The 22928-nt window shown below is 59.9% G+C and carries 23 protein-coding genes; 10 read left to right on the top strand and 13 right to left on the bottom strand.

What is annotated here, in order from left to right; translation table 11 throughout:
• Window positions 1–143: 143 nt before the first annotated feature.
• Entirely contained in the window at window positions 144–701 is a 558-nt protein-coding gene (gene rsmD / locus ACZ5A6_RS01960; protein WP_004432183.1) for a 16S rRNA (guanine(966)-N(2))-methyltransferase RsmD, read from the bottom strand.
• Window positions 682–2658, bottom strand: a complete 1977-nt coding sequence (locus ACZ5A6_RS01955) for a pseudouridine synthase (RefSeq protein ID WP_080799300.1) — start codon at window positions 2656–2658, stop codon at window positions 682–684. The genes rsmD and ACZ5A6_RS01955 overlap by 20 nt, the downstream gene beginning before the upstream one ends.
• Window positions 2659–2729: 71 nt before the next feature.
• On the opposite strand from ACZ5A6_RS01955, the gene ACZ5A6_RS01950 reads away from it, so the two are divergent.
• Entirely contained in the window at window positions 2730–3188 is a 459-nt protein-coding gene (locus ACZ5A6_RS01950) for a nucleoside deaminase (RefSeq protein ID WP_097101644.1), read from the top strand.
• 52 nt (window positions 3189–3240) lie between these two features.
• Here the strand turns inward: ACZ5A6_RS01950 and ACZ5A6_RS01945 are convergent, their stop codons facing one another.
• The 4 genes from ACZ5A6_RS01945 to ACZ5A6_RS01930 all read right to left on the bottom strand — a co-directional run bounded on the left by ACZ5A6_RS01945 (window position 3241) and on the right by ACZ5A6_RS01930 (window position 9144).
• Window positions 3241–3894, bottom strand: coding sequence for a hypothetical protein (locus tag ACZ5A6_RS01945; RefSeq protein ID WP_019564237.1), 654 nt, complete (start codon window positions 3892–3894; stop codon window positions 3241–3243).
• A gap of 205 nt (window positions 3895–4099) precedes the next feature.
• Window positions 4100–7003, bottom strand: a complete 2904-nt coding sequence (gene ileS / locus ACZ5A6_RS01940) for an isoleucine--tRNA ligase (protein ID WP_174061590.1) — start codon at window positions 7001–7003, stop codon at window positions 4100–4102.
• Between the two features lie 268 nt (window positions 7004–7271).
• On the bottom strand, window positions 7272–8252 hold the full coding sequence (locus ACZ5A6_RS01935; protein WP_174061591.1) for a bifunctional riboflavin kinase/FAD synthetase: 981 nt from the start codon (window positions 8250–8252) through the stop codon (window positions 7272–7274).
• Window positions 8253–8295: 43 nt separating this feature from the next.
• Window positions 8296–9144, bottom strand: coding sequence for a TIGR01459 family HAD-type hydrolase (locus ACZ5A6_RS01930; RefSeq protein WP_004432196.1), 849 nt, complete (start codon window positions 9142–9144; stop codon window positions 8296–8298).
• 369 nt (window positions 9145–9513) lie between these two features.
• Between ACZ5A6_RS01930 and groES the strand changes: the two genes are divergently transcribed.
• From groES to ACZ5A6_RS01910, 4 genes are all read left to right on the top strand, one after another.
• Window positions 9514–9810, top strand: coding sequence for a co-chaperone GroES (gene groES / locus ACZ5A6_RS01925; RefSeq protein WP_003494080.1), 297 nt, complete (start codon window positions 9514–9516; stop codon window positions 9808–9810).
• Window positions 9811–9884: 74 nt separating this feature from the next.
• Window positions 9885–11519, top strand: coding sequence for a chaperonin GroEL (gene groL / locus ACZ5A6_RS01920; RefSeq protein ID WP_004432205.1), 1635 nt, complete (start codon window positions 9885–9887; stop codon window positions 11517–11519).
• A gap of 738 nt (window positions 11520–12257) precedes the next feature.
• Entirely contained in the window at window positions 12258–12692 is a 435-nt protein-coding gene (locus ACZ5A6_RS01915; protein ID WP_174061592.1) for a hypothetical protein, read from the top strand.
• A gap of 261 nt (window positions 12693–12953) precedes the next feature.
• Window positions 12954–13400 (top strand): DoxX family protein, encoded by a 447-nt coding sequence (locus tag ACZ5A6_RS01910; protein ID WP_013635551.1) that lies wholly within the window; start codon window positions 12954–12956, stop codon window positions 13398–13400.
• Window positions 13401–13463: 63 nt separating this feature from the next.
• On the opposite strand, the gene hisG is transcribed toward ACZ5A6_RS01910, so the two are convergent.
• From hisG to hisS, 4 genes are read right to left on the bottom strand one after another with little or no spacing between them, the layout of a single operon-like run.
• The gene (hisG, locus tag ACZ5A6_RS01905) at window positions 13464–14156 is read right to left on the bottom strand and encodes an ATP phosphoribosyltransferase (protein WP_004432208.1); all 693 of its coding nucleotides are present in this window, start codon (window positions 14154–14156) and stop codon (window positions 13464–13466) included.
• Window positions 14153–15280, bottom strand: coding sequence for an ATP phosphoribosyltransferase regulatory subunit (locus tag ACZ5A6_RS01900; protein WP_174061593.1), 1128 nt, complete (start codon window positions 15278–15280; stop codon window positions 14153–14155). Before ACZ5A6_RS01900 ends, hisG begins: the two co-directional genes overlap by 4 nt.
• A 16-nt stretch (window positions 15281–15296) precedes the next feature.
• The gene (locus ACZ5A6_RS01895) at window positions 15297–15665 is read right to left on the bottom strand and encodes a VOC family protein (RefSeq protein ID WP_026330619.1); all 369 of its coding nucleotides are present in this window, start codon (window positions 15663–15665) and stop codon (window positions 15297–15299) included.
• Window positions 15666–15669: 4 nt separating this feature from the next.
• Window positions 15670–17193 carry a histidine--tRNA ligase gene (hisS, locus tag ACZ5A6_RS01890; protein ID WP_111796762.1) on the bottom strand — a complete coding sequence of 508 codons (1524 nt, stop codon included), beginning with the start codon at window positions 17191–17193 and terminating at the stop codon, window positions 15670–15672.
• 156 nt (window positions 17194–17349) lie between these two features.
• On the opposite strand from hisS, the gene relB reads away from it, so the two are divergent.
• Genes relB through ACZ5A6_RS01875 form a run of 3 tightly spaced genes read left to right on the top strand, consistent with a single transcriptional unit; the run spans window position 17350 to window position 18607 of the window.
• Window positions 17350–17583, top strand: a complete 234-nt coding sequence (gene relB, locus ACZ5A6_RS01885) for a type II toxin-antitoxin system RelB family antitoxin (protein ID WP_004432214.1) — start codon at window positions 17350–17352, stop codon at window positions 17581–17583.
• Window positions 17567–17836: a type II toxin-antitoxin system RelE family toxin gene (locus tag ACZ5A6_RS01880; RefSeq protein WP_174061594.1), complete on the top strand. Its 270-nt coding sequence runs from the start codon at window positions 17567–17569 to the stop codon at window positions 17834–17836. The genes relB and ACZ5A6_RS01880 overlap by 17 nt, the downstream gene beginning before the upstream one ends.
• 6 nt (window positions 17837–17842) lie before the next feature.
• On the top strand, window positions 17843–18607 hold the full coding sequence (locus tag ACZ5A6_RS01875) for a hypothetical protein (protein ID WP_141193563.1): 765 nt from the start codon (window positions 17843–17845) through the stop codon (window positions 18605–18607).
• A 51-nt stretch (window positions 18608–18658) separates the two neighbouring features.
• On the opposite strand, the gene ACZ5A6_RS01870 is transcribed toward ACZ5A6_RS01875, so the two are convergent.
• Window positions 18659–19576 (bottom strand): LysR substrate-binding domain-containing protein, encoded by a 918-nt coding sequence (locus tag ACZ5A6_RS01870; protein ID WP_004432220.1) that lies wholly within the window; start codon window positions 19574–19576, stop codon window positions 18659–18661.
• An 82-nt stretch (window positions 19577–19658) separates the two neighbouring features.
• On the opposite strand from ACZ5A6_RS01870, the gene ACZ5A6_RS01865 reads away from it, so the two are divergent.
• The gene (locus tag ACZ5A6_RS01865) at window positions 19659–20702 is read left to right on the top strand and encodes a YeiH family protein (RefSeq protein WP_141193562.1); all 1044 of its coding nucleotides are present in this window, start codon (window positions 19659–19661) and stop codon (window positions 20700–20702) included.
• A 15-nt stretch (window positions 20703–20717) separates the two neighbouring features.
• Here the strand turns inward: ACZ5A6_RS01865 and ACZ5A6_RS01860 are convergent, their stop codons facing one another.
• Together ACZ5A6_RS01860 and ACZ5A6_RS01855 are read right to left on the bottom strand one after the other, a co-directional pair.
• Window positions 20718–21161, bottom strand: coding sequence for a hypothetical protein (locus tag ACZ5A6_RS01860; protein ID WP_004432223.1), 444 nt, complete (start codon window positions 21159–21161; stop codon window positions 20718–20720).
• The gene (locus ACZ5A6_RS01855; protein WP_004432231.1) at window positions 21158–21787 is read right to left on the bottom strand and encodes a DNA-3-methyladenine glycosylase I; all 630 of its coding nucleotides are present in this window, start codon (window positions 21785–21787) and stop codon (window positions 21158–21160) included. Before ACZ5A6_RS01855 ends, ACZ5A6_RS01860 begins: the two co-directional genes overlap by 4 nt.
• Window positions 21788–22024: 237 nt before the next feature.
• Here ACZ5A6_RS01855 and ACZ5A6_RS01850 point away from each other — a divergent pair, with 237 nt between their 5' ends.
• Complete coding sequence (locus ACZ5A6_RS01850) at window positions 22025–22798, top strand: L,D-transpeptidase (RefSeq protein ID WP_004432233.1); 774 nt, start codon at window positions 22025–22027, stop codon at window positions 22796–22798.
• The last annotated feature ends 130 nt before the right edge of the window (window positions 22799–22928 follow it).

The raw sequence follows: 22928 nt of genomic DNA, 5'->3' as shown, positions 1-22928 counted from the left end.
GGCAAACAAGACAAGACCGTGACGTGACGGGAAAGTGCTGCCGTCAGAGCGTTTTCGCTTTTCTTCAAATCGCGAAAACACTCTAACTCTTTGTTTTGCGGCATTTCCGCACGGAAACCGGGGCCGTTTTCGCTGGAAATGCTCTAGGGCTCGTAGCGGTAGAAGTGCATTTTCGAGTCACCGAAGATGCGGCTTTCGAGCGGTTTGAACACCGGCTCGACATTGACCACGACATCGCCGCGCTCTTCCAGAATGGCGAGCGCACCGGGGGCCAGCCAGCCGCCAGCATGGGCAGCAGCAAATGCCTTCTCCCCGTGGCCCTGGCCATAGGGCGGATCGGCGAAAAGGAGATCGAAGGGCTCGATATTGTTGACGCCGCCAAGCTTGGTCGCGTCACGCCGCAGGATGCGGGCACGCCCATGCAGCCCCAGCGCATCGATATTTTCCCACAACAGCCCCCTGCCCTCAACGCCGTTTTCGACGAAGAGCGCCACACGACAGCCACGCGAAAGCGCCTCCAGCCCGACCGCGCCCGTTCCGGCAAAAACGTCCAGAACGCGCGTACCGTCAAGACTTTCCGGATAGGCGTGGCTTAGAATATTGAAGAGGCTTTCCCGTGTCCTGTCGATTGTCGGACGAATGGAATTTGTTTTCGGCGCGGCCAGATTTCGGCCGCGGAACTCACCGCCTACGATCCGCATTACGTGTCATTCCCCTGCCACCAGAAGGTTTGCCACCCGGGCCTTTGCCGCCCGGTTTGCCGCCGCCGGGGCCGCTACCGCCACCGGGGCCTTTGCCCTTGCCTGAAAAACCCGAACGTTCGCCACGTTCACCCGGTTTTCCAAAAGAAGGCTTGCCCGATGCGGGCCTGCCGCCGGGTTTTCCACCCGGTTTTGCGCCTCTTGGCTTGTCACCGAAAGGCCGGTCGCCGCGTGGGCGATCACCGTCTTCGCGGGGCTTGTCGCGGAACGGACGCTCACCGAAAGGTTTCTCACCACGTGCTGTGCGATCTCCGAAGCTCTTCTCGCCGCGGGGGCGGTCGCTGCGCGGGCGATCACCCTCCTCACGTGGCTTGTCACGGAACGGACGGTCGCCAAACGGTTTTCCACCGCGTGCGGTGCGATCTCCGAAGCTCTTCTCGCCGCGAGGACCGTCGCCACGCGGGCGATCTCCCGATTCACGTGGTTTGTCACGGAACGGGCGGTCACCGAAGGATTTCCCGCCGCGATCTCCAAAGCTCTTTCCACCGCGCGGGCCGTCGCCACGTCCACGACCGCCTTCCTCTTCGCGCGGGGAATCCGAACGGATCCACTCGCCCTCGGAATCGGCATGCCTGACGACGTTGCGGCGCGCTTCCGCCTGGGCGGATGGCTTCTTGAACAGGCTTTCCGCTTCCGCGCGGGCAGAAAACTTCCGCTCCTTGCCATCACGGGTGGGCTTTGCGCCGGGGGCCATCCAGACATTGGCCGTGCGGCTGGTACCCGCGGGCGGGCGGGCGGGGCGGCGTTCTTCGCCATCCTCTTCGCCACGGGTTTTCGCGCCGAATTTCCCGGCAGGTTTGCCACCGAACTTGCCGGCTGGCTTGTCACCGCGCTTGGTGTCGAGACGGCCGAGCGCCTTTTCGCGGCGATCTTCCGGTTTGCCGGCAGCCCTGTCGAAACGCGGCTTGCCTTCCGGCGCGTCGCTCTTTGCCCATTCGGACCGGGGCGCGCGCTTGGGCGTGTTTTCTTCTTCATCGTCGGCGACAGGCGCATCGTAGATCGGCGCGTCGAAATTGGCGCCGGATTGTTCGATGAGGCGCGGACCAAGCTGGTCACGCAGCATGCGGCCACGCACTTCAAGCACCTTGCCTTCAGGCAGATCGCCAAGCTGGAACGGGCCGTAGGAGATACGGATCAGGCGGTTGACCTCAAGGCCGAGCGCGCCGAGCACGTTCTTGATCTCGCGGTTCTTGCCTTCGCGCAGACCCATGGTGATCCAGACGTTGTGACCCTGGGTGCGGTCGAGCGTCGCGTCGATAGCGCCATAAAGCACGCCGTCGACGGCAATGCCTTCCTTCAGCTTGTCGAGCGCTGCCTGATCGACCTCGCCATGGGCGCGCACGCGGTAGCGGCGCAGCCAGCCGGTCGTCGGCAGTTCCAGCACGCGCGAGAGACCGCCATCATTGGTCAACAGCAGCAGGCCTTCGGTATTGATGTCGAGGCGGCCGATAGAGAGCACACGCGGCAATTCACCCGGCAGATTGTCGAAAACGGTCGGGCGGCCTTCCGGGTCGGAATTGGTCGTCACCAGGCCAGCGGGCTTGTGGTAAAGCCACAGGCGCGTGCGCTCAGCCCCGCGGATGGGCATGCCATCCACTTCGATCTTGTCGGAAAGAGTCGCGTTCATCACCGGAGTGTCCAGCTTGACGCCGTTCAGCGACACGCGGCCTTCCATGATCATGCGCTCGATATCGCGGCGCGACGCAACGCCGGCGCGCGCCATGATCTTGGAAATGCGCTCTGGCTTGGTGCCCATAACGGCTTCCTGCACCGGAGCCGCCTTGGCTTCTACCGGTTTCTTTTCACGCTCTGCGGCGGGCTTGCCGGGGCCTTTCGGCTTCTTGTCGCGGCTAAAAGTCTTGCCACCGTCACGCTTCGGCTTGTCTTTAAAAGTCATTTGCTGTTTGCCTGTTGTTTGGGCTGTCCTATCAGGTCCAAGCACAAGGGTTAAGAGGAAATTGAAACGCAATGGCCGAAAGGACGCATTTCATGGAACTGGCGCTGGCGGAAGCCCGTGCCGCCGGTGAGCGGCAGGAGGTTCCGATCGGCGCAGTCCTGGTTCTGGACGGTCGCGTCATCGCCCGTTCCGGCAATCGCACCCGTGAATTGAACGATGTGACGGCGCATGCCGAAATCGCCGTGATCCGCATGGCCTGCGAGGCGCTGGAACAGGAACGCCTGCCCGGTGCCGATCTCTATGTAACGCTGGAACCCTGCACCATGTGCGCGGCGGCGATCTCGTTTGCCCGCATCCGTCGTCTCTATTACGGTGCGGAAGACCCGAAGGGCGGCGCGGTGCATAGTGGCGTGCGCTTCTTCAGCCAGCCGACATGCCACCACGCGCCTGATGTGTATTCGGGGCTGGCGGAAAGCGAAAGTGCTGAAATTCTGCGGAAATTCTTTCGCGAGAAACGTCTCGACGAATAAGCAGCCGGCGGGAGATGCAATCTTTCCCGCAGGCCATAAGCCCTTCATTTTATCAGAAGGGGTTCCACCAGGGTTTGCCGGTGTTTGCCATCGCCGCTTCTTTCTTGCGGCGCTTTTCCTTCTTCTGCTCCGGCTCACCGAGGTCAGTCAGCTGATCCTGCGGAACGCTACGATATTCCTGCGGCGGATCAGTCAGGAACTTGCGCTGGGCGTTGACGACAGAGCCACCCTGGGCATCTGCCTTGGCCTTGCGGAAGGCTTCCCATTTCTGGCTTTCGGTCATCTGGCCGGCCGTGCCGTTGCCGGCAAGCAGCGGTGAGCGATAATGCGGATTGTTCTTATTGGCATCCGCCTCGTCGCGCAGGCGTTCACGGGTCTCTTCCGGCGATTCGACCCATTGCGGGTTGTTTTCGCGGCTGGCCATGTTCTGCTGCGGCGTCGTCAATTGCTCGGCGCGGGACTGGGCGGGGACAACGAGACCGGGACGCGGGCTGTACTTCAGGTTGCGTTTTTCCTGATCGTTGCCGGTGATCGAAGTCGCGTTGCCGAGGTCGTCTACAAGCTGTTCTGCCGCAGTCTTGCCCGTACCATAGGTCGGGCTCGTGCAGGCGCTGAGCAGCACGCCTATCGCCGTGATACCTGCAACCGTGCGGAACATGCTCAAACCCTGCGCGTTATCCTGCCCAAAAGCCTTCATCGTCTTCATAAAAACCCTTCCAGCCGTCCGTCCCATTGCGCCAGACATCGTCTTTCGGCAGGCGGTAGCCCGCATTGCCGTGCAAATCCGGCCATTTTCAGGCAGGTGTACCGGATGAAGAGCTAAAGCGCAATTCATCCGGCCATTTTCCTCGCGCATCGGCCCGAAACTCGAAATCGATTTTTCGACAGGAACGATGCGCAGCAGCTTTGAATCATCCCAGCGCGGCAAGCTCGCGCAGTGCCGCCGCATCACGGGCCGAAACCTCCGGATAGTCCGGATCGGAACCGACATCGGTGGTGATGCGCCAGGAGCGTGCGCATTTTACGCCTTCCGCCAGCTTCTGCTCGACCACGACCTTTGCGACCTCCGGCAAGCGGAAGCCATCGGCAGGGCCTTCATCGCCGACCACCGAAATGGCCGAGGTGATGCAGATTTCGGCAAAATCCTGCCCGGAGAGAGCCGCCAGAAGATCGGCGTCGGCAATGTGCACGACGGGCGCTGCCTCAAGCGAGGATCCGATACGCTTTTCACGGCGTTCCACTTCGAGCGCACCGGTGACGACCGTGCGGACCTTGCGGATTTTCTCCCACTTCGCTTCCAGCGCGTCGTTGTTCCACTCCGCCGGAATTTCTGGGAACTGGGCGAGATGCACCGATTCCGCATCCGGATAGCGCGAAAGCCATGCTTCTTCAGTGGTGAAGGGCAGCATGGGCGCAAGCCATGTGACGAGGCAATCGAACAGCTTGGCGATGACCGACAGCGATGCACGGCGCTTCAGCGACGACGGCGCGTCACAATAAAGCGTGTCCTTGCGGATGTCGAAGTAGAAAGCCGACAGCTCCACATTTGCGAAATCGATCAGGGCGCGGGCGATCTTCTTGAAGTCGAAGGCGTCGTACCCGTCGCGCACGACCTTATCCAGCTCGGACAGGCGGTGCAGTACCAGCTTTTCCAGTTCCGGCAGATCGGCATAGGCGATCTCCTCGCCCTTGTCGTGGGCAAGCGTGCCGAGCATCCAACGCACGGTGTTGCGCAGCTTGCGATACGCGTCGATATTGGTCTGGATGATGGCCTTGCCCAGACGCTGGTCTTCCCAGTAATCGGTCGTCATGACCCACAGGCGCAGGATATCCGCGCCGGACTCTTTCATCACGTCCTGTGGTGCAACAACGTTGCCGAGAGACTTGGACTGCTTGCGGCCCTGCTCGTCCATGGTGAAGCCATGGGTGACGACGGCGTTATAGGGCGCGCGGCCACGCGTCGCGCAGCTTTCCAGCAGCGACGAATGGAACCAGCCGCGATGCTGGTCCGAGCCTTCGAGATAGACATCCGCCGGCCACTTCATGTCCGGGCGGTCTTCCAGCGTGAAGGTATGGGTGCAGCCGCTATCGAACCACACATCGAGGATGTCCATGACCTGCTGCCATTTGGCGTGGTCATGGTCATTGCCGAGGAAACGTTCCTTGGCGCCTTCGGCGAACCAGGCATCCGCACCTTCAGCCTCGAAGGCCTCGAGGATGCGGGCGTTGACAGCCTCGTCGACCAGAACCTCACCCTGCTCGTCGGCGAAGACCGCGATCGGCACGCCCCAGCTGCGCTGGCGCGACAGAACCCAGTCGGGCCGACCTTCGATCATGGCGCGCAGGCGGTTCTGGCCGGATGCCGGAACGAAACGGGTCTGGTCGATGGCATCAAGCGAACGCGAGCGCAGCGTCGTGCCGTCGCCCAGTTCCTTGTCCATATAGACAAACCACTGCGGCGTGTTGCGGAAGATCACCGGCTTCTTGGAGCGCCAGCTATGCGGATAGCTGTGCTTCAGACGGCCGCGCGCGAACAGGTTGTTGGCCGCGATCAGCGCCTTGATGACGCGCTCGTTGGCATCGCCCTTCTTGCCGTTATCATCCATGACGCGGGCCGCACCGCCTTCGGCAGACGGGCCGAAACCGGGTGCGTCCTCGGTGTAGAAACCGTCATCGCCAACGGGGAACGGGATGGCCGGCGAAACGCCGCGCGCTTCCAGCTCACGCTGATGCGCGGTCCAGACGTCAAAGTCCTCGCGGCCATGGCTCGGGGCGGTGTGCACGAAGCCCGTGCCTGCATCGTCGGTAACATGGTCGCCATCGAGAAGCGGAACCGGGAAATCGTAGCCAAGCGACGCCAAAGGATGGGCGCAGGTGATAGCGGCCAGTTCTTCAGCTTTCACATCGCGCACGAACTTGAAGGTCACCTTCGCCTTGGCAGCAGCCTCATCGGCAAGCTTTCTGGCGAAGATCAGCTTTTCACCCGGCTGCGGACCGAAATCGTTCTGCGCGCTTTCGACTTCGAACAGGCCATATTCGACCCGCGAGGAGAAGGCGATGGCGCGGTTGCCGGGGATGGTCCACGGCGTGGTTGTCCAGATGACGACAGAGACGCCGGAAAGAGCTGGCGCAGCGTCCTTCACCGGGAACTTTACCCAGATCATGTCGCTTTCAACGTCGTGATACTCGACCTCGGCTTCCGCCAGCGCCGTGCGCTCGACGACCGACCACATGATCGGCTTGGAACCGCGATAGAGCTGGCCGCTCTTGGCGATCTTCAGCAGTTCGCCGGCGATGCGGGCTTCCGCGTGGAAGTTCATGGTTGTGTAGGGGTTTTCGAAGTCACCCTCGATGCCGAGGCGCTTGAACTCTTCCGACTGAACCTTGATCCAGCCAGCAGCGAACTCGCGGCACTCCTTGCGGAATTCGTTGACCGGAACCTCGTCCTTGTTCTTGCCCTTGGCGCGGTAGGCTTCCTCGATCTTCCATTCGATCGGCAGGCCGTGGCAATCCCAGCCGGGCACGTAATTGGCGTCGAAACCGCGCATCTGGAACGAGCGGGTGATGACGTCTTTCAGGATCTTGTTCAGCGCATGGCCGATGTGGATGTTGCCGTTGGCATAGGGCGGGCCATCATGCAGCACGAATTTCTCGCGACCGGCGGCGGAGGCGCGGAGCTTTTTATACAGGCCCATTTCCTGCCAGCGCTTCACCGTTTCCGGTTCTTTCTGCGGCAGGCCGGCACGCATCGGGAAATCCGTCTGCGGCAAATAGAGGGTCGAGGAATAGTCGAATTTTTCTGCGGTGTCGCTCATAATTGTACCGTTGTTGCGCGCCGTGTCGGTCGCGCCGTCTCAATTTCAAAGAGGGCAAATACGGAAAGCGCCATGTCAAATGCCATGACGAGCGCCAAAATCCCGGACCTTCCGGCTCTTCAGAGCGGGCGGAAGGCCGGGCCAATAATTCGGCCTATCTGAACTTTAAACAGCAACCGGTATTGGGACATGGCCGGTTGTTTATGCGGTTTTCCGGCAAAAAGGAAGTGAAAAGCGACGACAATCCGGGACGGGATTATCTGCCCGCTCAAAATGCTATCTTCGCATCCAATTCACTGAGCGGCCGCACGCCTGACAGCATCGCCCGCGCCTCTTCCTCATCCCGCCTGATCTGCGCGACCAGCGGGTCCAAGCCGTCAAATTTCAGCTCGTCACGCAGGTGCCCGAAGAAGGATACCGAACAGACCTCACCATAGAGATCACCGGAAAAATCGAAGACGTAGGTTTCCAGAAGGGCCGCACCGTTATCGGTGACCGTCGGGCGGTAACCGAAGCTTGCAACGCTATCGTAAATCGCCCCGTCGGGGCGGCGGAACCGCACGGCATAGATGCCGGCTTTCAGCTCCGTTTCGGGTGAAAGCGCCATGTTGGCCGTTGGGTAACCCAGCGTTCGCCCCAGCTTCTGGCCGCCGATGACTTCACTTTCCACCGTGAAACGATACCCGAGTTGTCCGGCGGCACCTGCCACATCTCCTTCGCACAGAAGCGAGCGGATACGGCTCGAGGAGACGACATCCGCGCCCTCGTCGCGAAAGGCATCCACGAGCGTCACGTCGAAGCCGTTGCGCTTGCCGGCCGCCATCAGAAATGCCGGGCCACCTTCGCGGCCCTTGCCGAAATGGAAATCAAAGCCGGTGACGACGGCGCTGGCGCCCAGCCAGTCGACCAGAATGGAATTGACGAACTCTTCCGCCGAGCGCTGCGAAAACTCGCGGTCGAAGGGGTATTCGATGACCGAGCGGAAACCGATGGCCTCGAGAATACGTGCCTTCAACGGCGCAGGCGTCAGGCGGAAGACCGGCGTTTCGGGGCGGAAGACGGAACGGGGATGCGGTTCGAAGGTCAGCACCAGTGCCGGTACGCCACGCGCCTCGGCCAGTTCCAGCGCACGGTCCAGAACGGCACGGTGGCCGCGATGCACACCATCGAAATTGCCGATCGCGATGACGCCGCCGCGCAAGCCTTCAGGCAGCGGCTCCTTTTTTTCATTGCGATGAAAGACGGTCATTGCAGTCGATCCATTGTTTACGCCGGCTTACGCCAGACGTTTCCTAGGCAAGGCGGGGCATCCACCAGCCGGGAGCCGCGCCCTGCCCCTTCAGATAGGCGTTCAGAAGCGCCTCGTCCGTCTGGCCATTCAGCGTATATTCGGCGGCGTGAATGCCGCCGCTGATATAAAGAAGGTTGAGGCCGCTCGCAATTGCGCCCTTCACATCCGTCGGCATGCCATCGCCGATGGCGAGCACGCGATCCTTCGGGAAATCGCCGCGCACTTCTTTCGCCGCCGCAAGGCAGGCTTCATAGATCGGCGCGTGCGGTTTGCCGGCAATACGGACTTCGCCGCCAAGCTGTTCGTAATATGCGGCCATGGCGCCGGCGCAGGGAATGATGCGCTCGCCGCGCTCTACCACCAGATCGGGGTTGGCACAGATCATCGGCGCCTTGCGGGCGATGAAGCCTTTCAGCATTTCCGTATAATCTTCCGGCGTTTCCGTCTCGTCATCGAAGAAACCGGTGCAGACGACGGATTCCGCTTCCGCCTCGCCGACCCGTTCGACATCGAGACCTTCCAGCAGCGGCATGTCCCGCTCGGGGCCGAGCAGAAAGACTTTTCTCGGGCCTTCCGCGATCAGGCCGCGGGTGACGTCGCCCGATGTGATGATGCGGTCATAGGCCTCATCCGGCACGCCGAGAACGCGAAGCTGGGCGATGACACCGGGGGCCGGACGCGGCGAATTGGTGATGAGCACCACGGTCTTGCCGGCCTTGCGCGCGTCGTGCAGCGCAACCGCCGCATCCGGGAAAGCGCTAACGCCATTATGCAGCACGCCCCAGACATCCGAAAGAACAACGTCGAACCCATCAGTGATTTCGCCGAGGGTGAGAATGCGATGGGCCATGATATGCTTTCCGGGTGCGAAAAAAGGGTGTGCGTCACATGGCAAAGCACGACGCCGATGGCAAGGAAAAAAGCGGCGCCAGGCCTGCCTCCGGACCACCGGCCACCATCCGAACATAAAACCCCTCTACGCCGAAAACGAAGGTTGCCTGAAAAAGAGCGATTTGTCCTCGTCCGTCATAGCGTGGAAATTTTCTGTCATGGAACGCTGGTAACCATAGGCCGTGAAATTTTTCCGGCAGTGCGTTCTTGACTCCGGGGGGACGCCTCCTTATCTCGGCTTTGCTGGCACTCCAACAAGAGGAGTGCTAACACCCATCACGTGAACCTGCAAAAGGTTCCTGAAGTCATTTGATCGAGGGATTAGGCAATGACAAGCACCAATTTCCGCCCGCTTCATGATCGCGTCGTCGTTCGTCGCGTTGAGTCCGAAGCAAAGACCAAGGGCGGCATCATCATTCCCGATACCGCCAAGGAAAAGCCGCAGGAAGGCGAAATCGTCGCCGTCGGTTCCGGCGCTCGCGATGAGGCCGGCAAGGTCGTCGCTCTCGACGTCAAGGTTGGCGATCGCGTCCTGTTCGGCAAGTGGTCGGGCACCGAAGTCAAGCTCGACGGCGAAGACCTTCTGATCATGAAGGAAGCCGACATCATGGGTATCATCGGCTGATTTCGCCGCACCCATTGTTTCCTTAAATTTCAAGCCGGACCCCGTCCGGCCATTCGAAACCAGGAGTTTTGAAAATGGCAGCCAAAGAAGTCAAATTCGGCCGCACAGCGCGCGAAAAGATGCTCAAGGGCGTCGACATTCTCGCTGATGCAGTGAAGGTCACCCTCGGCCCGAAGGGTCGTAACGTCGTTATCGACAAGTCCTTCGGCGCACCGCGCATCACCAAGGACGGCGTTTCGGTCGCCAAGGAAATCGAACTCGAAGACAAGTTCGAGAACATGGGCGCACAGCTCGTTCGCGAAGTTGCCTCCAAGACCAACGACATCGCCGGTGACGGCACCACCACCGCAACGGTTCTGGCCCAGGCCATCGTTCGCGAAGGTGCAAAGGCAGTTGCTGCCGGCATGAACCCGATGGACCTCAAGCGCGGTATCGATCTGGCCGTTGCTGAAGTCGTCAAGGACCTTCAGGCCAAGGCCAAGAAGATCAACACTTCGGAAGAAGTTGCACAGGTCGGCACGATCTCTGCAAACGGCGAGCGTCAGATCGGTCTCGACATTGCTGAAGCAATGCAGCGCGTCGGCAACGAAGGCGTCATCACCGTTGAAGAAGCCAAGACCGCTGAAACCGAACTCGAAGTCGTCGAAGGCATGCAGTTCGACCGCGGCTACCTGTCGCCTTACTTCGTGACCAACCCGGAAAAGATGGTTGCGGACCTCGAAGACGCATACATCCTTCTGCACGAAAAGAAGCTTTCGAACCTCCAGGCCATGCTGCCTGTTCTCGAAGCTGTCGTTCAGACCGGCAAGCCGCTCGTCATCATCGCTGAAGACGTAGAAGGCGAAGCCCTTGCAACGCTCGTCGTCAACAAGCTGCGTGGCGGCCTCAAGATCGCTGCCGTCAAGGCTCCTGGCTTCGGCGACCGCCGCAAGGCCATGCTGGAAGACATCGCCATCCTGACCGGTGGTACCGTCATTTCCGAAGATCTCGGCATCAAGCTCGAAAGCGTTACCCTCGACATGCTCGGCAAGTCGAAGAAGGTTTCGATCTCCAAGGAAAACACCACGATCGTTGACGGTGCTGGCCAGAAGTCCGACATCGAAGGCCGTGTTGCCCAGATCAAGGCGCAGATCGAAGAAACCACTTCCGACTACGACCGCGAAAAGCTGCAGGAACGTCTTGCCAAGCTCGCTGGCGGCGTTGCCGTGATCCGCGTTGGCGGTTCGACGGAAGTTGAAGTGAAGGAAAAGAAGGACCGCATCGACGACGCTCTCAACGCGACGCGCGCTGCTGTTCAGGAAGGCATCGTACCGGGCGGCGGCGTTGCCCTGCTGCGTTCTTCCACGAAGATCACCGTCAAGGGTGAGAACGACGACCAGGAAGCCGGCATCAACATCGTCCGCAAGGCTCTGCAGTCTCTGGTTCGCCAGATTGCAGAAAACGCAGGTGACGAAGCTTCCATCGTTGTTGGCAAGATCCTCGACCGGAACGAAGACAACTACGGCTACAACGCCCAGACCGGCGAATATGGCGACCTGATCCAGCTCGGCATCGTCGACCCGGTCAAGGTTGTTCGCACGGCTCTGCAGAACGCAGCTTCGGTTGCTTCGCTGCTGATCACCACCGAAGCCATGATCGCCGAACTTCCTAAGAAGGAATCGGCAATGCCCCAGATGCCTGGCGGCGGCATGGGCGGCATGGACTTCTAATCAGTCCTGTCACTGGAATACGAAAGGGCGGTCTTCGGATCGCCCTTTTTTCGTTGCCGCCCATGCCTTTTGGTGATCTGGCGTCGCAAGCGCGCCAGACGGGCGGCATGGACTTCCAATCAGTCCTGTCACTGGAATACGAAAGGGCGGTCTTCGGATCGCCCTTTTTTCGTTGCCGCCCATGCCTTTTGGTGATCTGGCGTCGCAAGCGCGCCAGACGGGCGGCATGGACTTCCAATCAGTCCTGTCACTGGAATACGAAAGGGCGGTCTTCGGATCGCCCTTTTTCGTTGCCGCCCATGCCCCTTGGGACAGCTGGCGCGATATCTTCACTTGCCGGGATCGGGCTTAAAAAATATTGTCTCTTTTTGAAACAGCGATAACTTTAGTCGGCTTGTTTTTGGCAGCGCGTGCAATAATCGGGTGCCGATAGAGGCGAATCACAATTGCCGATGGGGCGGATTTTCGCCCTCTCCAGTTTATAAGCACGACATTTAGTTGTCTTTTTTTCATATATTTCGCGATTACGATGAAGGAATACATATTATTTTTGATTTTCTCTCTGACAGGTTGTTGTGGGTAGAAGAAAATAAACTATAAGTCAGCGCCCGTGAGGGTGCCGCGGCGGGATGCAAGCATTGAAGGGGTTCGATGCTTGGCAGGCACGCTCGAATGCGGATGGCGATGAAAAATCAACTTGGCAGCGACGCTTGAGATTGCAGCGCTGGTACGATGTTCATGCGGGGGCGCGATTTGTTCGAAATATCAAGACGCAACGATGCTCTGCCTGCGGCCGCGACAACCATGCCGGATACTCAGACCCTCTCGCATTTCTTTATTTCGGAGGAATGGAGCGGCGATCTTTCGAGCGGCGTCATCAAGCTTGGCGAACATGCATCTTTCATGCATGGGCTGCCGCAGGGTGAGTGCGGCCTGCTCAGCCTGATCCGCTGTTATGATCGGGGTCACCACGACCGCGTGCTCGAAATTTTCGAACAGGCTTCCGCCGCACCCTCACGCTTCTGCTTTTCCACCGGCATGTTCACCCTGCCGGCAATGCGGCAGCCGCTTATTTGCATGGGCGAATCCTCGGGTTTCGAGATCGGCCAGCAAGGGCGCATTTCGGGGCTCTTCCTGTTTCCGCGTTTCGAGGATATGCGCTTCGCCGCCTAGCGCGTTTCCAGTGAAACTGCGCAGCGGCTTTATGTCAGGAAATTTTTTTAAAACAAATAGATAGATCGAGTCGAATGGTCCCGTTCAAACGGGGATGCGCGCTCAATGTCATTGAACGACATTGTTGGTCGTTCACAAAATGAAGACAATTTGTCTTCTATTGTTCATCTTTATAGATGCATGATTTTCGGTCATTGATATCTCCAGACATCACCTTGCAGTTTAACCGGCGACACGCCGATCACTTACCGGAGATACTCCATGTCCAGCAGCCAGAACGCTCTCGTTCTCATCGCCCGCATTCTGCTTTCCTTCATCTTCATCTATTCCGGCTTCGGCAAACTCACTGATCCGGCTGGCACTGCCGGCATGATCTCGGGCGCCGGCATGCCTGCCGCAACCGCGCTTGCCTATCTTGCCGGCCTGTTCGAACTCGTTGCCGGTCTTGCCATTCTCGCCGGTTTCCAGACGAAGATCGCCGCATGGGCGCTTGCAGCATTCTGCGTGTTCACCGGCCTCGTATTCCACAGCGGCACCGTTGCCGTTCCCGGCTGGCCTGAGCCTGCTCTCGGCTGGATCAACACGCTGAACGGCATCATGCTGATGAAGAACATCACCCTTGCCGGCGCCTATATCCTGCTCGCAACCTTCGGTGCAGGCGCCTACTCCGTCGACGCAAAGCGCGGCTTCGTTACCGCCCGCGCCTGAACCCATAGGCTGACCAAGAAAAAAGCCGTCGGAGCGATCCGGCGGCTTTTTTCTTTTTTGCTTTCAGACAGCCGCTTTTATTCGCGCCGCGATCTCCTGAACCGCCGGATCGCCTTCGTGCTCCGGCTTGCGGGCGCGCACGAAACAGGCTTCCGAGCGGACGATGATGCCGTCGGAGAGGATTTTCAGGTGGTTAGCTTTCAGCGTCGAGCCGGTGGAGGTGATATCGACGATGATATCCGCCTGCCCTGCCGCCGGCGCACCTTCGGTGGCGCCAAGGCTTTCGACAATGCGGTAAAGCTGAATGCCATGCTGGCGCGAAAAGAACTGCTGCGTCAGCCGCCAGTATTTGGTTGCGATTGCCAAACGGCGACCATGACGGGCACGGAATTCCGAGGCCACATCGCCGAGATCGGCCATGCTGTCCACATCAAGCCAGATTTCCGGCACGGCGACAACGACATCGGCATGGCCGAAACCGAGGCGGGCGCAGAATTCCACCTGCGCATCGGCGTTGGTCAGACCCTCTCGCACCAGGTCTTCACCCGTCACGCCGAAATCCACGCTGCCAGCACCAATTTCGCGGGCGATCTCGGAGGCTGAGAGATAGGCAATCTCGATATCGTCGCGCCCTTCGATGCGGCCGCGATAGGACCGGTCGTTACCGACAGCTGCGACCTTCAGCCCGGCGCGTTCCAGAACGGCGGAGGCGTCTTCCTTCATCCGGCCCTTTGAGGGCAAGGCAATGGTGATCATGGCTTATCGCTCCCGCGCACCGTTTCGATGCGATCCAGCCAGAGGGAAAAGCCCACGGCTGGTATTTTTTCCTGCGCGCCAAGCAGCGTCAGCAGCCGGTCATAACGGCCACCACCGGCCAGAACGCTATCGCTACCTTCTTCCATCACCTCGAAAACGAGGCCAGTATAATAATCGAGCGGACGGCCGAAGGCCGCGCCGTAGCTGACTGTTTTGAGATCGACCCCGGCATTCGCAAGGGCCGCGACACGCTTATCGAAAGCGGAAAGCGCACCGTCCAGTTTCAGCTTAGCCTTTGCGGCAAAATCGGCCAGAACTTGCGAGGCCTGCGGCAAGGGCGCCTGCAGGGCCAGGAACTGCTTGAGCAGTTCGAAACTCTCATCCGGCAGACGCGTGGCGGCAAGCGCCAGCTTTTCCCGCAGACGGCGGGCGATTTCCTGCGGCGAGCGGCTGGCATTGGTGGAATAGCCGGTTTCCTGCATTACCGTGTCGAGATAGTCGACCAGCACCGCCTCTTCGCCCGTTGCCAGAAGTCCAGCGACCCGCGCGTCAAGGCCGGTCATGGGCTTGGGGTGCACGAGGCTTTCCAGCAGCGCGTCGAGCTGCACCATATCGCCGAAAGCCTGCACCAGCCGTTTCTGCCAACCGAGCGGCAGGCCGAGCGCTGCAACGACCGCCTCGAACACCTGCTGGTCGCCCAGCGTGACGGCGAGCGAACGGCCAGGCAGCAGGCGTTTCAGGATGGCGGTTGCATCAATCACGGCGCGGGCATCGGCGGCGGCGATATCGGTATCGCCAAGATCCTCGATGCCTGCCTGATAAAACTCGTTCGCACCCTCCCGGCGCTGGCGGAAGACCTCGCCCAGATAGGAGTAGCGCTTCGGCGTACCCGTCGCTGTCTCGATATGGCGCAGGCAGACGGGAATAGTGAATTCCGGGCGCAGACAAAGGCTTTCACCTGTCTCGCTCTCCGTCATGAAAATACGCCGGCGCAAATCCTCGCCCGCCATATCCAGAAACGGTTCGGCAGGCTGGATGACAGGCGTATTCACACGACTTGTGCGGCGCGCGGCGAATTCTTCCAGTAGCTCTCCGGAAAATTCCGGCATGTCGATCAGGGGCATGGAACAGTACTTTTCGTCACGGTTCGAGCGGCTGCATCATTTCGATGCGGTTTCCGAAGGGATCAAGGACATAAAACCGGTGATATCCTTCGAGCGGCTCATCCTCAACCACATGGTAGCCTGCAGTTTCAAGTGTTTTTCGCAAGATACTGAGATCGTCTACCAGAAAGGCAGGATGGGCTTTCCTGGCAGGTCTGAAATCCTGATCGATGCCGAGGTGGAGTTTTATCGGTCCAGATGAGAACCAACATCCGCCGCGCGCCGCCAGATTGGCGGGTTTTGCCTGCTCCGCAAAGCCGAGCAGGTCGCCATAAAAGGCGCGCGCCTCGTCTTCCCGGCCGACGGGCATCGCCAGTTGAAGGTGATCGAGCGCAAGGATCGCCATCGCCTCAGCGTCCTTCAGCGGCGCGGCGAACGTCCTCTGCATGATGTTCCAGAATCTCGCGAACCTTCGCCACCAGTTCCGTCTCCGGCGCGGTGATCTGTGCCACCCGCGCTTCGCGCCAGCTGGCATTGTCCTCGATCTCGCCGGAGAGGCGCTTGCCTTCAATCAGATCCTTGATCTGCACGACGCCTTCGGCGCGCTCGTCACCGCCCTGGATGATGGCGATGGGGGAGCCGAGACGGTCGGCATATTTCAGCTGATTGCCGAATTTCTTCCAGTTGCCCTGGTACATTTCGGCGCGGATGCCCTCGGCACGCAGCGCCTGCGTGAAGCGCTGGTAACGGCCCATGCTGTCCACATCGCCATCCATGACGGTGATGAGAACCGGGGCGAGCGGCTTGACCTGACCGAGTTTGCCGAGGTTCTTCAAGGCCGTCATCAGACGGGAAACGCCGATGGAGAAGCCTGTTGCCGGAACCGGCTGACCCATGAAGCGAGAGACGAGACCATCATAACGGCCGCCACCGCCGACCGAGCCGAATACGACCTTTTCGCCCTTTTCGTTGGTGACGTCGAAGGTCAGTTCGGCCTCATAGACAGGGCCGGTGTAATATTCGAGACCGCGCACGACGGAGGGATCGATCTTGATACGCGTCGCATCGTAACCGGCACCGGAAACCAGAGAGCCGATGATGTTCAGTTCATCGACGCCTTCCGCGCCTTTGGATGTGCCCGCAACCAATTTTGCGAGATCATCGGCGCTTTCCGCATAATCCTTGATGCCGACGAAAAACAGAACCTTTTCGATCTGCTCTTCACCGAGACCCGCACCCTTGGTGAAATCGCCGGACTCATCCTTACGGCCAGGACCGAGCAGCAGCTTCACGCCATCAGGGCCGAACTTGTCGAGCTTGTCGATGGCGCGCAGCACGTTCAGGCGACGACCGGCATTTTCCTCGCCACCAAGGCCGATGGCCTCCATGACGCCGTCCAGCACCTTGCGGTTGTTGACGCGGATGACATAATCACCGCGCGCAATACCAAGCGCTTCCAGCGTATCGGCCATCATCATGCACATTTCGGCATCGGCCTGCACACCGGCAGCACCGACCGTATCGGCATCGAACTGCATGAACTGGCGGAAGCGGCCGGGGCCGGGCTTTTCATTGCGAAACACATAACCGGCGCGATAGGTACGGTAGGGCAGCTGGATTTCGTTGAAATTTTCCGCGACATGGCGGGCAAGCGGTGCAGTGAGATCGTAACGCAGGCTCATCCACTGGTCGTCGTCATCCTGCAGCGAAAATACGCCCTCGTTCGGACGGTCGCTATCAGGCAGGAATTTGCCGAGCGCATCGGTATATTCAAACAGCGGTGTTTCCACCGGATCGAAGCCGTAAAGCTCGTAGACCTTGCGGATCTTGTCGATCATTTCATTGGTGGCATGGATATCGGCAGCAGAACGGTCCACGAAGCCACGCGGCAGGCGGGCTTTCAGTTTCTGAGGCTTTTTTGCTTTTTCGCTCATGATGCCGATCCGATATTTTCCTGAAATTATGCCGGTGTATTAGATGATGAAGCCCGGTGCGGCAAGCCGCAAAGCCTCTGGTTCTACTGGCCGCACGGGGCAAACAATGCTATATGGGATGCATGTATCCCATTTTAGTCGAAAAGGGCGCAAGCAATGAGCAAACAGACTGCCATCCGCCTGCCGGACGAGACCTATGAACGGCTGAAAGCGCTTTCCGAGCGCACGGGCCGTACGTCCGCATACTATATCCGCGAGGCGATTGAGAAACATATTGAGGATATGGAAGATCTCTATCTAGCCGAAGAGGCGACGCGACAGCGCATTGCCAATAAAGAGCGCACCTATAATCTGGAAGAAGTGATGCGCGATCTTGACCTGGAAAATTGAATTTCAACACCGAGCCGTCAAACAGCTTGGAAAGTTGGCAAAGCAGGACGCGAACCGCATCGTTTCTTTTCTGGCGGACCGGGTCGTCCAGGACGACAATCCCCACCAGACAGGTGCCGCCCTGCAAGGCTCAGAACTCGGCAGCTTCTGGCGTTACCGGGTAGGCGATTACCGTATCATCTGCGATATACAGGACCACAAGCTTGTCGTGCTGGTGGTGGAAATTGGCCATCGCCGCGAAATTTACCGTTAGGCATCAATGATCCTCGAAGCCCTGCAATATGCCGCCACGCGTGCGGCCACGCCGAAGCCATTCCGGCCGCATATCCGCTATTCCGTCAATCTATGGGCGCGCGCCAATCGCTGCGCAACAGCATGGGCGGAGCATGAAAACAACAGCCAGCAATTTGTGCTGCAATCGGTGAGAAAACTCAAACAGAGACGGACGGCGGTGGTGCTCGGGTCGGGTCTGCTGCGCGACGTGCCATACGATGCGCTGGTGGCGATGTTCGATACCGTGGTTCTGGTCGATCTGGTGCATCTTGCCAGCGTGCAGGCGAAGCTACGCTTCAATTCCAAAAAGAATGTGCGCATCGTCAACCGCGATCTTTCCGGTTTTGACGATATCGTTGCCGGTAAAGAACCGGAACCGCTCGAGTTCCTGCGGCGGGTGCCCTATCTGGATTTCGTCGTCTCGGCCAACCTCCTGTCACAGATCGGCACCGGCGCGCGGCATCGGCTGGAGCGGGAGAAGATTGCCGGCGCGCCTGATGACCTTTTGCCGAGGCTCATTCAGACGCATCTGGATGCGCTGGCCGCCCTTCCCTGTAAGGCGTGCCTGGTAACGGACACATCCTTTGACGTTATCGGCAAAGACGGCAGCCTGCACCAGCACGAGGACTTGCTGCATGGCGTTGATCTGTCCGCGCCGGCCGCCGCATGGGAATGGCCACTCGCTCCGTTGGGAGAGGAAAGCAGGGACTATCGAATCGTTCATCACGTCGTTGCGCATGAGCTGACGTGATAGGCTCTGCCCGCGCACCGCGATCCCGATAATGCCGCGCGGCCTTTCGACCTACAAACCGGCAAGACCGGCCTTGTAGTCCTCCGAGGCGGCACGGCTGAGGCGTTCCAGTTCCATGGCGGCACGGCTGGTGTGACGTTCCTTGTGGCGCAACAGAGCAAAATTGCGGGCGGGCAGATCAATGCCGGCGCGGACCAACAATCCCTGGCGTAAGAAGAGGGAAGCGACGGAGGCGGAAACCGCCGTCGCCGCGCCGCCGGAGCGTGCCGCCATCACCACGGCCTCGTTGGAGGGCAGTTCCAGCATCACGGAAAGATCTGCCGGGTCGACACCCATCTGCCGCACCGCCGCCTCGAAGGCGGAGCGGGTGCCGGAACCCTGTTCGCGCAACACCCAGGACGTTCCGTATAGAATATCGAGGGCGGTGAGATAACGGCCGTCGGCGAAGGGGTGGGCGGAGCCGGTGACGACCAGAAGCTTGTCGGATACCACGGGCTGCACCATCAGCGCCGGCTCGTCGATCTTGCCTTCGATGAAGCCGACCTCAGCCAGCCCATCGAGCACGGCCTGCGTTACCGTTTTCGTATTGCCGATATCGAGTTTCAGCGTCACACCCGGATAAAGCTTCTTGAATTGCATGAGGATCGGCGGCAGCCAGTAGCTGGCAATGGTCTGGCTGGCGCAGACGGTGATTTCGCCGCGCGTCAGACCGCCCATTTCGGAGAGAATCAGTTCGGCGCTGCGCACACGCGCCAGCGTCGCCCTGGCCTCACCCAGAAAGACCCGGCCGCTTTCGGTCAATTCGATATTGCGGCCGACGCGATGGAACAGCTCGACATTGTAAAATGCCTCGAGGTTTTTGATAGCAGAACTGACGGCCGAGGCGGTCAAACCGATCGCCTGCGCGGCCCTTGTCAGGTGCTCGCGTTCGGCGACGGCGATGAAAATGCGGAGTTGTTCAAAGGTCATGGCTTTTTCATTCGATTTTATCGAATGATATATGCCATATTATTTGATAGAATAAAACATGCCATTCCGGCATTGTCTGGGCATGGCACAGCATCGCACCCTCACTCATCCCTTCCAGTCTTCTTTTCGCTCGCTGAACCCGCTTCTGCCGGGCATTCTGCTTTGCGCGGCGGTCAGTTGCGCTGCCATTCTGGCGGAACGCTTTCAGGTGCGGCTTGCCGGACATGCATGGCTCGGCGATCTGGTGCTGGCTATTCTGATCGGTACGCTTTTGCGTTCGCTCGTGTCGCTGCCAGCGGTTGCTTCGGCCGGCATCAAGTTCAGTGCCAAGACCCTGCTCGAGATTGCGGTGGCGCTTCTTGGCGCATCCTTGAGCCTTGCCATTCTAAAAGGCGCCGGCGGTTTGCTGATCGGCGGCATCGCTGTCATCGTCGCCCTGTCGCTGATCTTCAGCTATGCCGCCGGGCGGATGCTGGGGCTGCCACCCAAACTCGCAACCCTTATCGCCTGCGGCAATTCCATCTGCGGCAATTCGGCCATTGCGGCGGCAGCGCCCGCCATTGGCGCCAAGCCAGAAGATGTCGCCGCATCGATTGCTTTTACAGCCGTTCTCGGTGTCGCCGCCGTTCTGCTGATGCCGTTTCTGCCGCAGCTTCTCGGTCTTGATGCCACCCAGTATGGCATCTTCGCGGGCCTGACGGTCTATGCCGTACCGCAGGTGCTAGCCGCCACCGCCCCGCTCGGCGCCGTTGCGGTGCAGACCGGGACAATCGTCAAGCTCATACGCGTCCTGATGCTGGGGCCGGTCATTGCTGCCCTCTCCGTCATCCACGGCCAGTCCGGCAAGGGCCGGCTGAAGTTGCAGCAGATGGTTCCGTGGTTCATCATCTGCTTCGTGCTGATGATCATGGCCCGTTCCTTCGGCCTCATTCCCGAGGTTCTGCTCGGCCCCCTCGCCTCGCTCTCCAACATCCTCACCATCATGTCGATGGCGGCACTTGGTCTGTCGGTCGACATTCGCAGCCTTCGCCATGCCGGGGGCAAGGTCATCGTCGCCGCCAGCCTCTCGCTCGTGGTGCTTGGAATCTTGAGCTTCGGCCTGATCGCGCTGACGCAAACGGCCTGAAGGTGCGGCGGGCCGTTATTTCTGAGTGCTGACCGTCAGGATATAATGCGCGCCGAGCCCGCGACGCGGTGATCCCAGGATAAGCGTCGGGCGGATCAGCCATTCGGTATCCGCCTTCGGCGTCAACGTGGCGATTTTACCTTCGGAGTCGCTGAAAAAGATCGCGTCCTGATCCGGCGTCGAAAAATCAAAGATCGCCATCAGGACGAATTCGCTGGAAGAGGTAAGCTCGACCTTCATCGTCTGCCCGGCCTTGACCTTCAGGCGGTAGACATCGCCACGGCCGCGCCGTGTCCAGCCATCGAGTTTCAGCGGCCCGGTGGGCGGCAGGGCAACTTCCTTGAGCCTTTCGCCGTCGTCCAGCCAGATGCCGTCGACGTTGCGGCTTTCCGCAGAGGACGGATGCGGCACGGCCGCCACGGCCATGGCAAAAGCCAGAAGAAGGGACTTTGCTTTCATGGACGTACAAACTCCCGCCGCATGGCCTCGATCGGCTCACGGCAATGACAGCCTTCGATATGATCGTTGACCATACCCATGGCCTGCATGAATGCATAGACGGTCGTCGGGCCGACGAAGGTCCAGCCGCGCTTTTTCAAATCCCTGGAAAGACGAATGGACGCGTCGCTGGTGGGGTTGGCCCTTAACGTCGCATAGTCCAGCCTTTGCGGCCTTTCTGCGGCGGAAGGCTCGAACCCCCAGAAATAATGGGCAAGCGAACCGAATTCGTCCCGGAGCGCTATGGCGCGACGGGCATTGTTGATGGTCGACACGATCTTGCCTCGATGGCGGATGATGCCCTTGTCCGCAACACAGCGCTCAATGTCGGCTTCACCGAACTGCGCCACTTTTTCGAATTCGAAATTGGCAAAGGCAAGACGGAAAGCCTCGCGCTTGCGCAACACCGTCAGCCAAGAGAGGCCGGACTGGAAGCCCTCGAGACATATCTTCTCGAACAGGCGGCGATCGTCGGTGACGGGATAACCCCATTCTCCGTCATGGTAGCGGCTGTAATCCTCAAGTCCCTGCTGCCAGAAACACCGCACGCGGCCATCCGCGCCCGTTTCAAGTCCCGCCTCGTTCATACCGCAACCACCCTTTTTCGCTCCCGCCCGTGACCGGCGTGATGCGCGCACTTACCACTCATTCACCACGTTTCAAAACGGGTCGCTAACCTTAAATCCAGCTTTTTCTAATCAAGCGCTTTTTAATGAACAGCCATTTACGATTCGCTGGCGTCAAGGTGCGAACGTAGCCGGCAAGGCGGGCGAATGATCCCGCAATTGCTATTGTTGCGACATACCGCAGAGAGAGTCCACCCGATGACGATGAAGTCCGTTTTTCTGGCGCTGAGCCTCGTTTCCACCTTCGCCGCCCCGGCCGCCGCAGCCGGTGAGCGTTACCGGGAGCGCCCGCCTGTCGTCGTCAGTCCAGACCTTTCCGCCCCTTGGGTAACGCAGCTTGGTGGCGGCAATGTGCGGCCCGTGGTTTACCCGCGCGCGCCAGCAGCCCGCCAGCCTTTCTTCCAGCAGCGCCAGGCCGCCATGCCACAGCGCCCAAGCTCCGGCGTCACCTCGCAGCGCCCGGCCCGGGTACAGAACGCCGCCGTTCGCCCGAATGCGCCGGTGCGCACGCAGATCGCCCCGCAATTCCTGCCCCAGATCGTAAGCTACCAGACCACCCAGAAGCCCGGCACCATCGTCATCGATACGCCGAACCGCTTCCTCTATCTCGTCATGGCGGATGGCAAGGCCCGCCGTTATGGCGTCGGCGTCGGCAAGCCCGGTTTCGAATGGGCCGGAACACACAAGGTGACCCGCAAGGCGGAATGGCCGAGCTGGACGCCCCCGAAAGAAATGATCAGCCGCGAAGCGACGAAGGGACACTACCTTCCGGCCTTCATGGAAGGCGGCCCTGCCAATCCGATGGGCGCGCGCGCCATGTATCTCGGCTCCACGCTTTACCGCATCCACGGGACCAACCAGCCCTGGACGATCGGCAGCAACAATTCCTCAGGCTGTATCCGCATGCGCAACGAGGATGTCACCGATCTTTACGAGCGTGTGAACGTCGGAACAACCGTCATTGTGATATGACGGCAACGGTGCCGCTAATACGCGGACTTGCAGACCCACACCACGGCAGATCGCGCTTGAATTGATGTCCCGCAGCGGTACAATCGCTACTAGATTGATTGAAGGAGACTTGGCGGGGGACGCCAGGCGC

Source organism: Agrobacterium sp. 6Ca8 (genome assembly GCF_055382765.1).
This window is presented reverse-complemented; position numbering and strand designations above follow the sequence as displayed.

Excerpts from the sequence above, each read along its gene's own strand:
- relB (WP_004432214.1), top strand. The coding sequence starts at position 17,350 with ATGAGCAAACAGACTGCCATCCGCCTGCCGGACGAGACCTATGAACGG.
- hisS (WP_111796762.1), bottom strand. The coding sequence starts at position 17,193 with ATGAGCGAAAAAGCAAAAAAGCCTCAGAAACTGAAAGCCCGCCTGCCG.
- ACZ5A6_RS01870 (WP_004432220.1), bottom strand. The coding sequence starts at position 19,576 with ATGACCTTTGAACAACTCCGCATTTTCATCGCCGTCGCCGAACGCGAG.
- rsmD (WP_004432183.1), bottom strand. The coding sequence starts at position 701 with ATGCGGATCGTAGGCGGTGAGTTCCGCGGCCGAAATCTGGCCGCGCCG.
- ACZ5A6_RS01910 (WP_013635551.1), top strand. The coding sequence starts at position 12,954 with ATGTCCAGCAGCCAGAACGCTCTCGTTCTCATCGCCCGCATTCTGCTT.
- ACZ5A6_RS01850 (WP_004432233.1), top strand. The coding sequence starts at position 22,025 with ATGACGATGAAGTCCGTTTTTCTGGCGCTGAGCCTCGTTTCCACCTTC.
- ACZ5A6_RS01955 (WP_080799300.1), bottom strand. The coding sequence starts at position 2,658 with ATGACTTTTAAAGACAAGCCGAAGCGTGACGGTGGCAAGACTTTTAGC.
- ACZ5A6_RS01915 (WP_174061592.1), top strand. The coding sequence starts at position 12,258 with ATGCGGGGGCGCGATTTGTTCGAAATATCAAGACGCAACGATGCTCTG.
- ileS (WP_174061590.1), bottom strand. The coding sequence starts at position 7,003 with ATGAGCGACACCGCAGAAAAATTCGACTATTCCTCGACCCTCTATTTG.
- groES (WP_003494080.1), top strand. The coding sequence starts at position 9,514 with ATGACAAGCACCAATTTCCGCCCGCTTCATGATCGCGTCGTCGTTCGT.
- ACZ5A6_RS01860 (WP_004432223.1), bottom strand. The coding sequence starts at position 21,161 with ATGAAAGCAAAGTCCCTTCTTCTGGCTTTTGCCATGGCCGTGGCGGCC.
- ACZ5A6_RS01930 (WP_004432196.1), bottom strand. The coding sequence starts at position 9,144 with ATGGCCCATCGCATTCTCACCCTCGGCGAAATCACTGATGGGTTCGAC.
- ACZ5A6_RS01875 (WP_141193563.1), top strand. The coding sequence starts at position 17,843 with ATGATCCTCGAAGCCCTGCAATATGCCGCCACGCGTGCGGCCACGCCG.
- ACZ5A6_RS01935 (WP_174061591.1), bottom strand. The coding sequence starts at position 8,252 with ATGACCGTCTTTCATCGCAATGAAAAAAAGGAGCCGCTGCCTGAAGGC.
- ACZ5A6_RS01900 (WP_174061593.1), bottom strand. The coding sequence starts at position 15,280 with ATGCCCCTGATCGACATGCCGGAATTTTCCGGAGAGCTACTGGAAGAA.
- ACZ5A6_RS01945 (WP_019564237.1), bottom strand. The coding sequence starts at position 3,894 with ATGAAGACGATGAAGGCTTTTGGGCAGGATAACGCGCAGGGTTTGAGC.
- ACZ5A6_RS01950 (WP_097101644.1), top strand. The coding sequence starts at position 2,730 with ATGGCCGAAAGGACGCATTTCATGGAACTGGCGCTGGCGGAAGCCCGT.
- ACZ5A6_RS01895 (WP_026330619.1), bottom strand. The coding sequence starts at position 15,665 with ATGGCGATCCTTGCGCTCGATCACCTTCAACTGGCGATGCCCGTCGGC.
- hisG (WP_004432208.1), bottom strand. The coding sequence starts at position 14,156 with ATGATCACCATTGCCTTGCCCTCAAAGGGCCGGATGAAGGAAGACGCC.
- groL (WP_004432205.1), top strand. The coding sequence starts at position 9,885 with ATGGCAGCCAAAGAAGTCAAATTCGGCCGCACAGCGCGCGAAAAGATG.
- ACZ5A6_RS01865 (WP_141193562.1), top strand. The coding sequence starts at position 19,659 with ATGGCACAGCATCGCACCCTCACTCATCCCTTCCAGTCTTCTTTTCGC.
- ACZ5A6_RS01855 (WP_004432231.1), bottom strand. The coding sequence starts at position 21,787 with ATGAACGAGGCGGGACTTGAAACGGGCGCGGATGGCCGCGTGCGGTGT.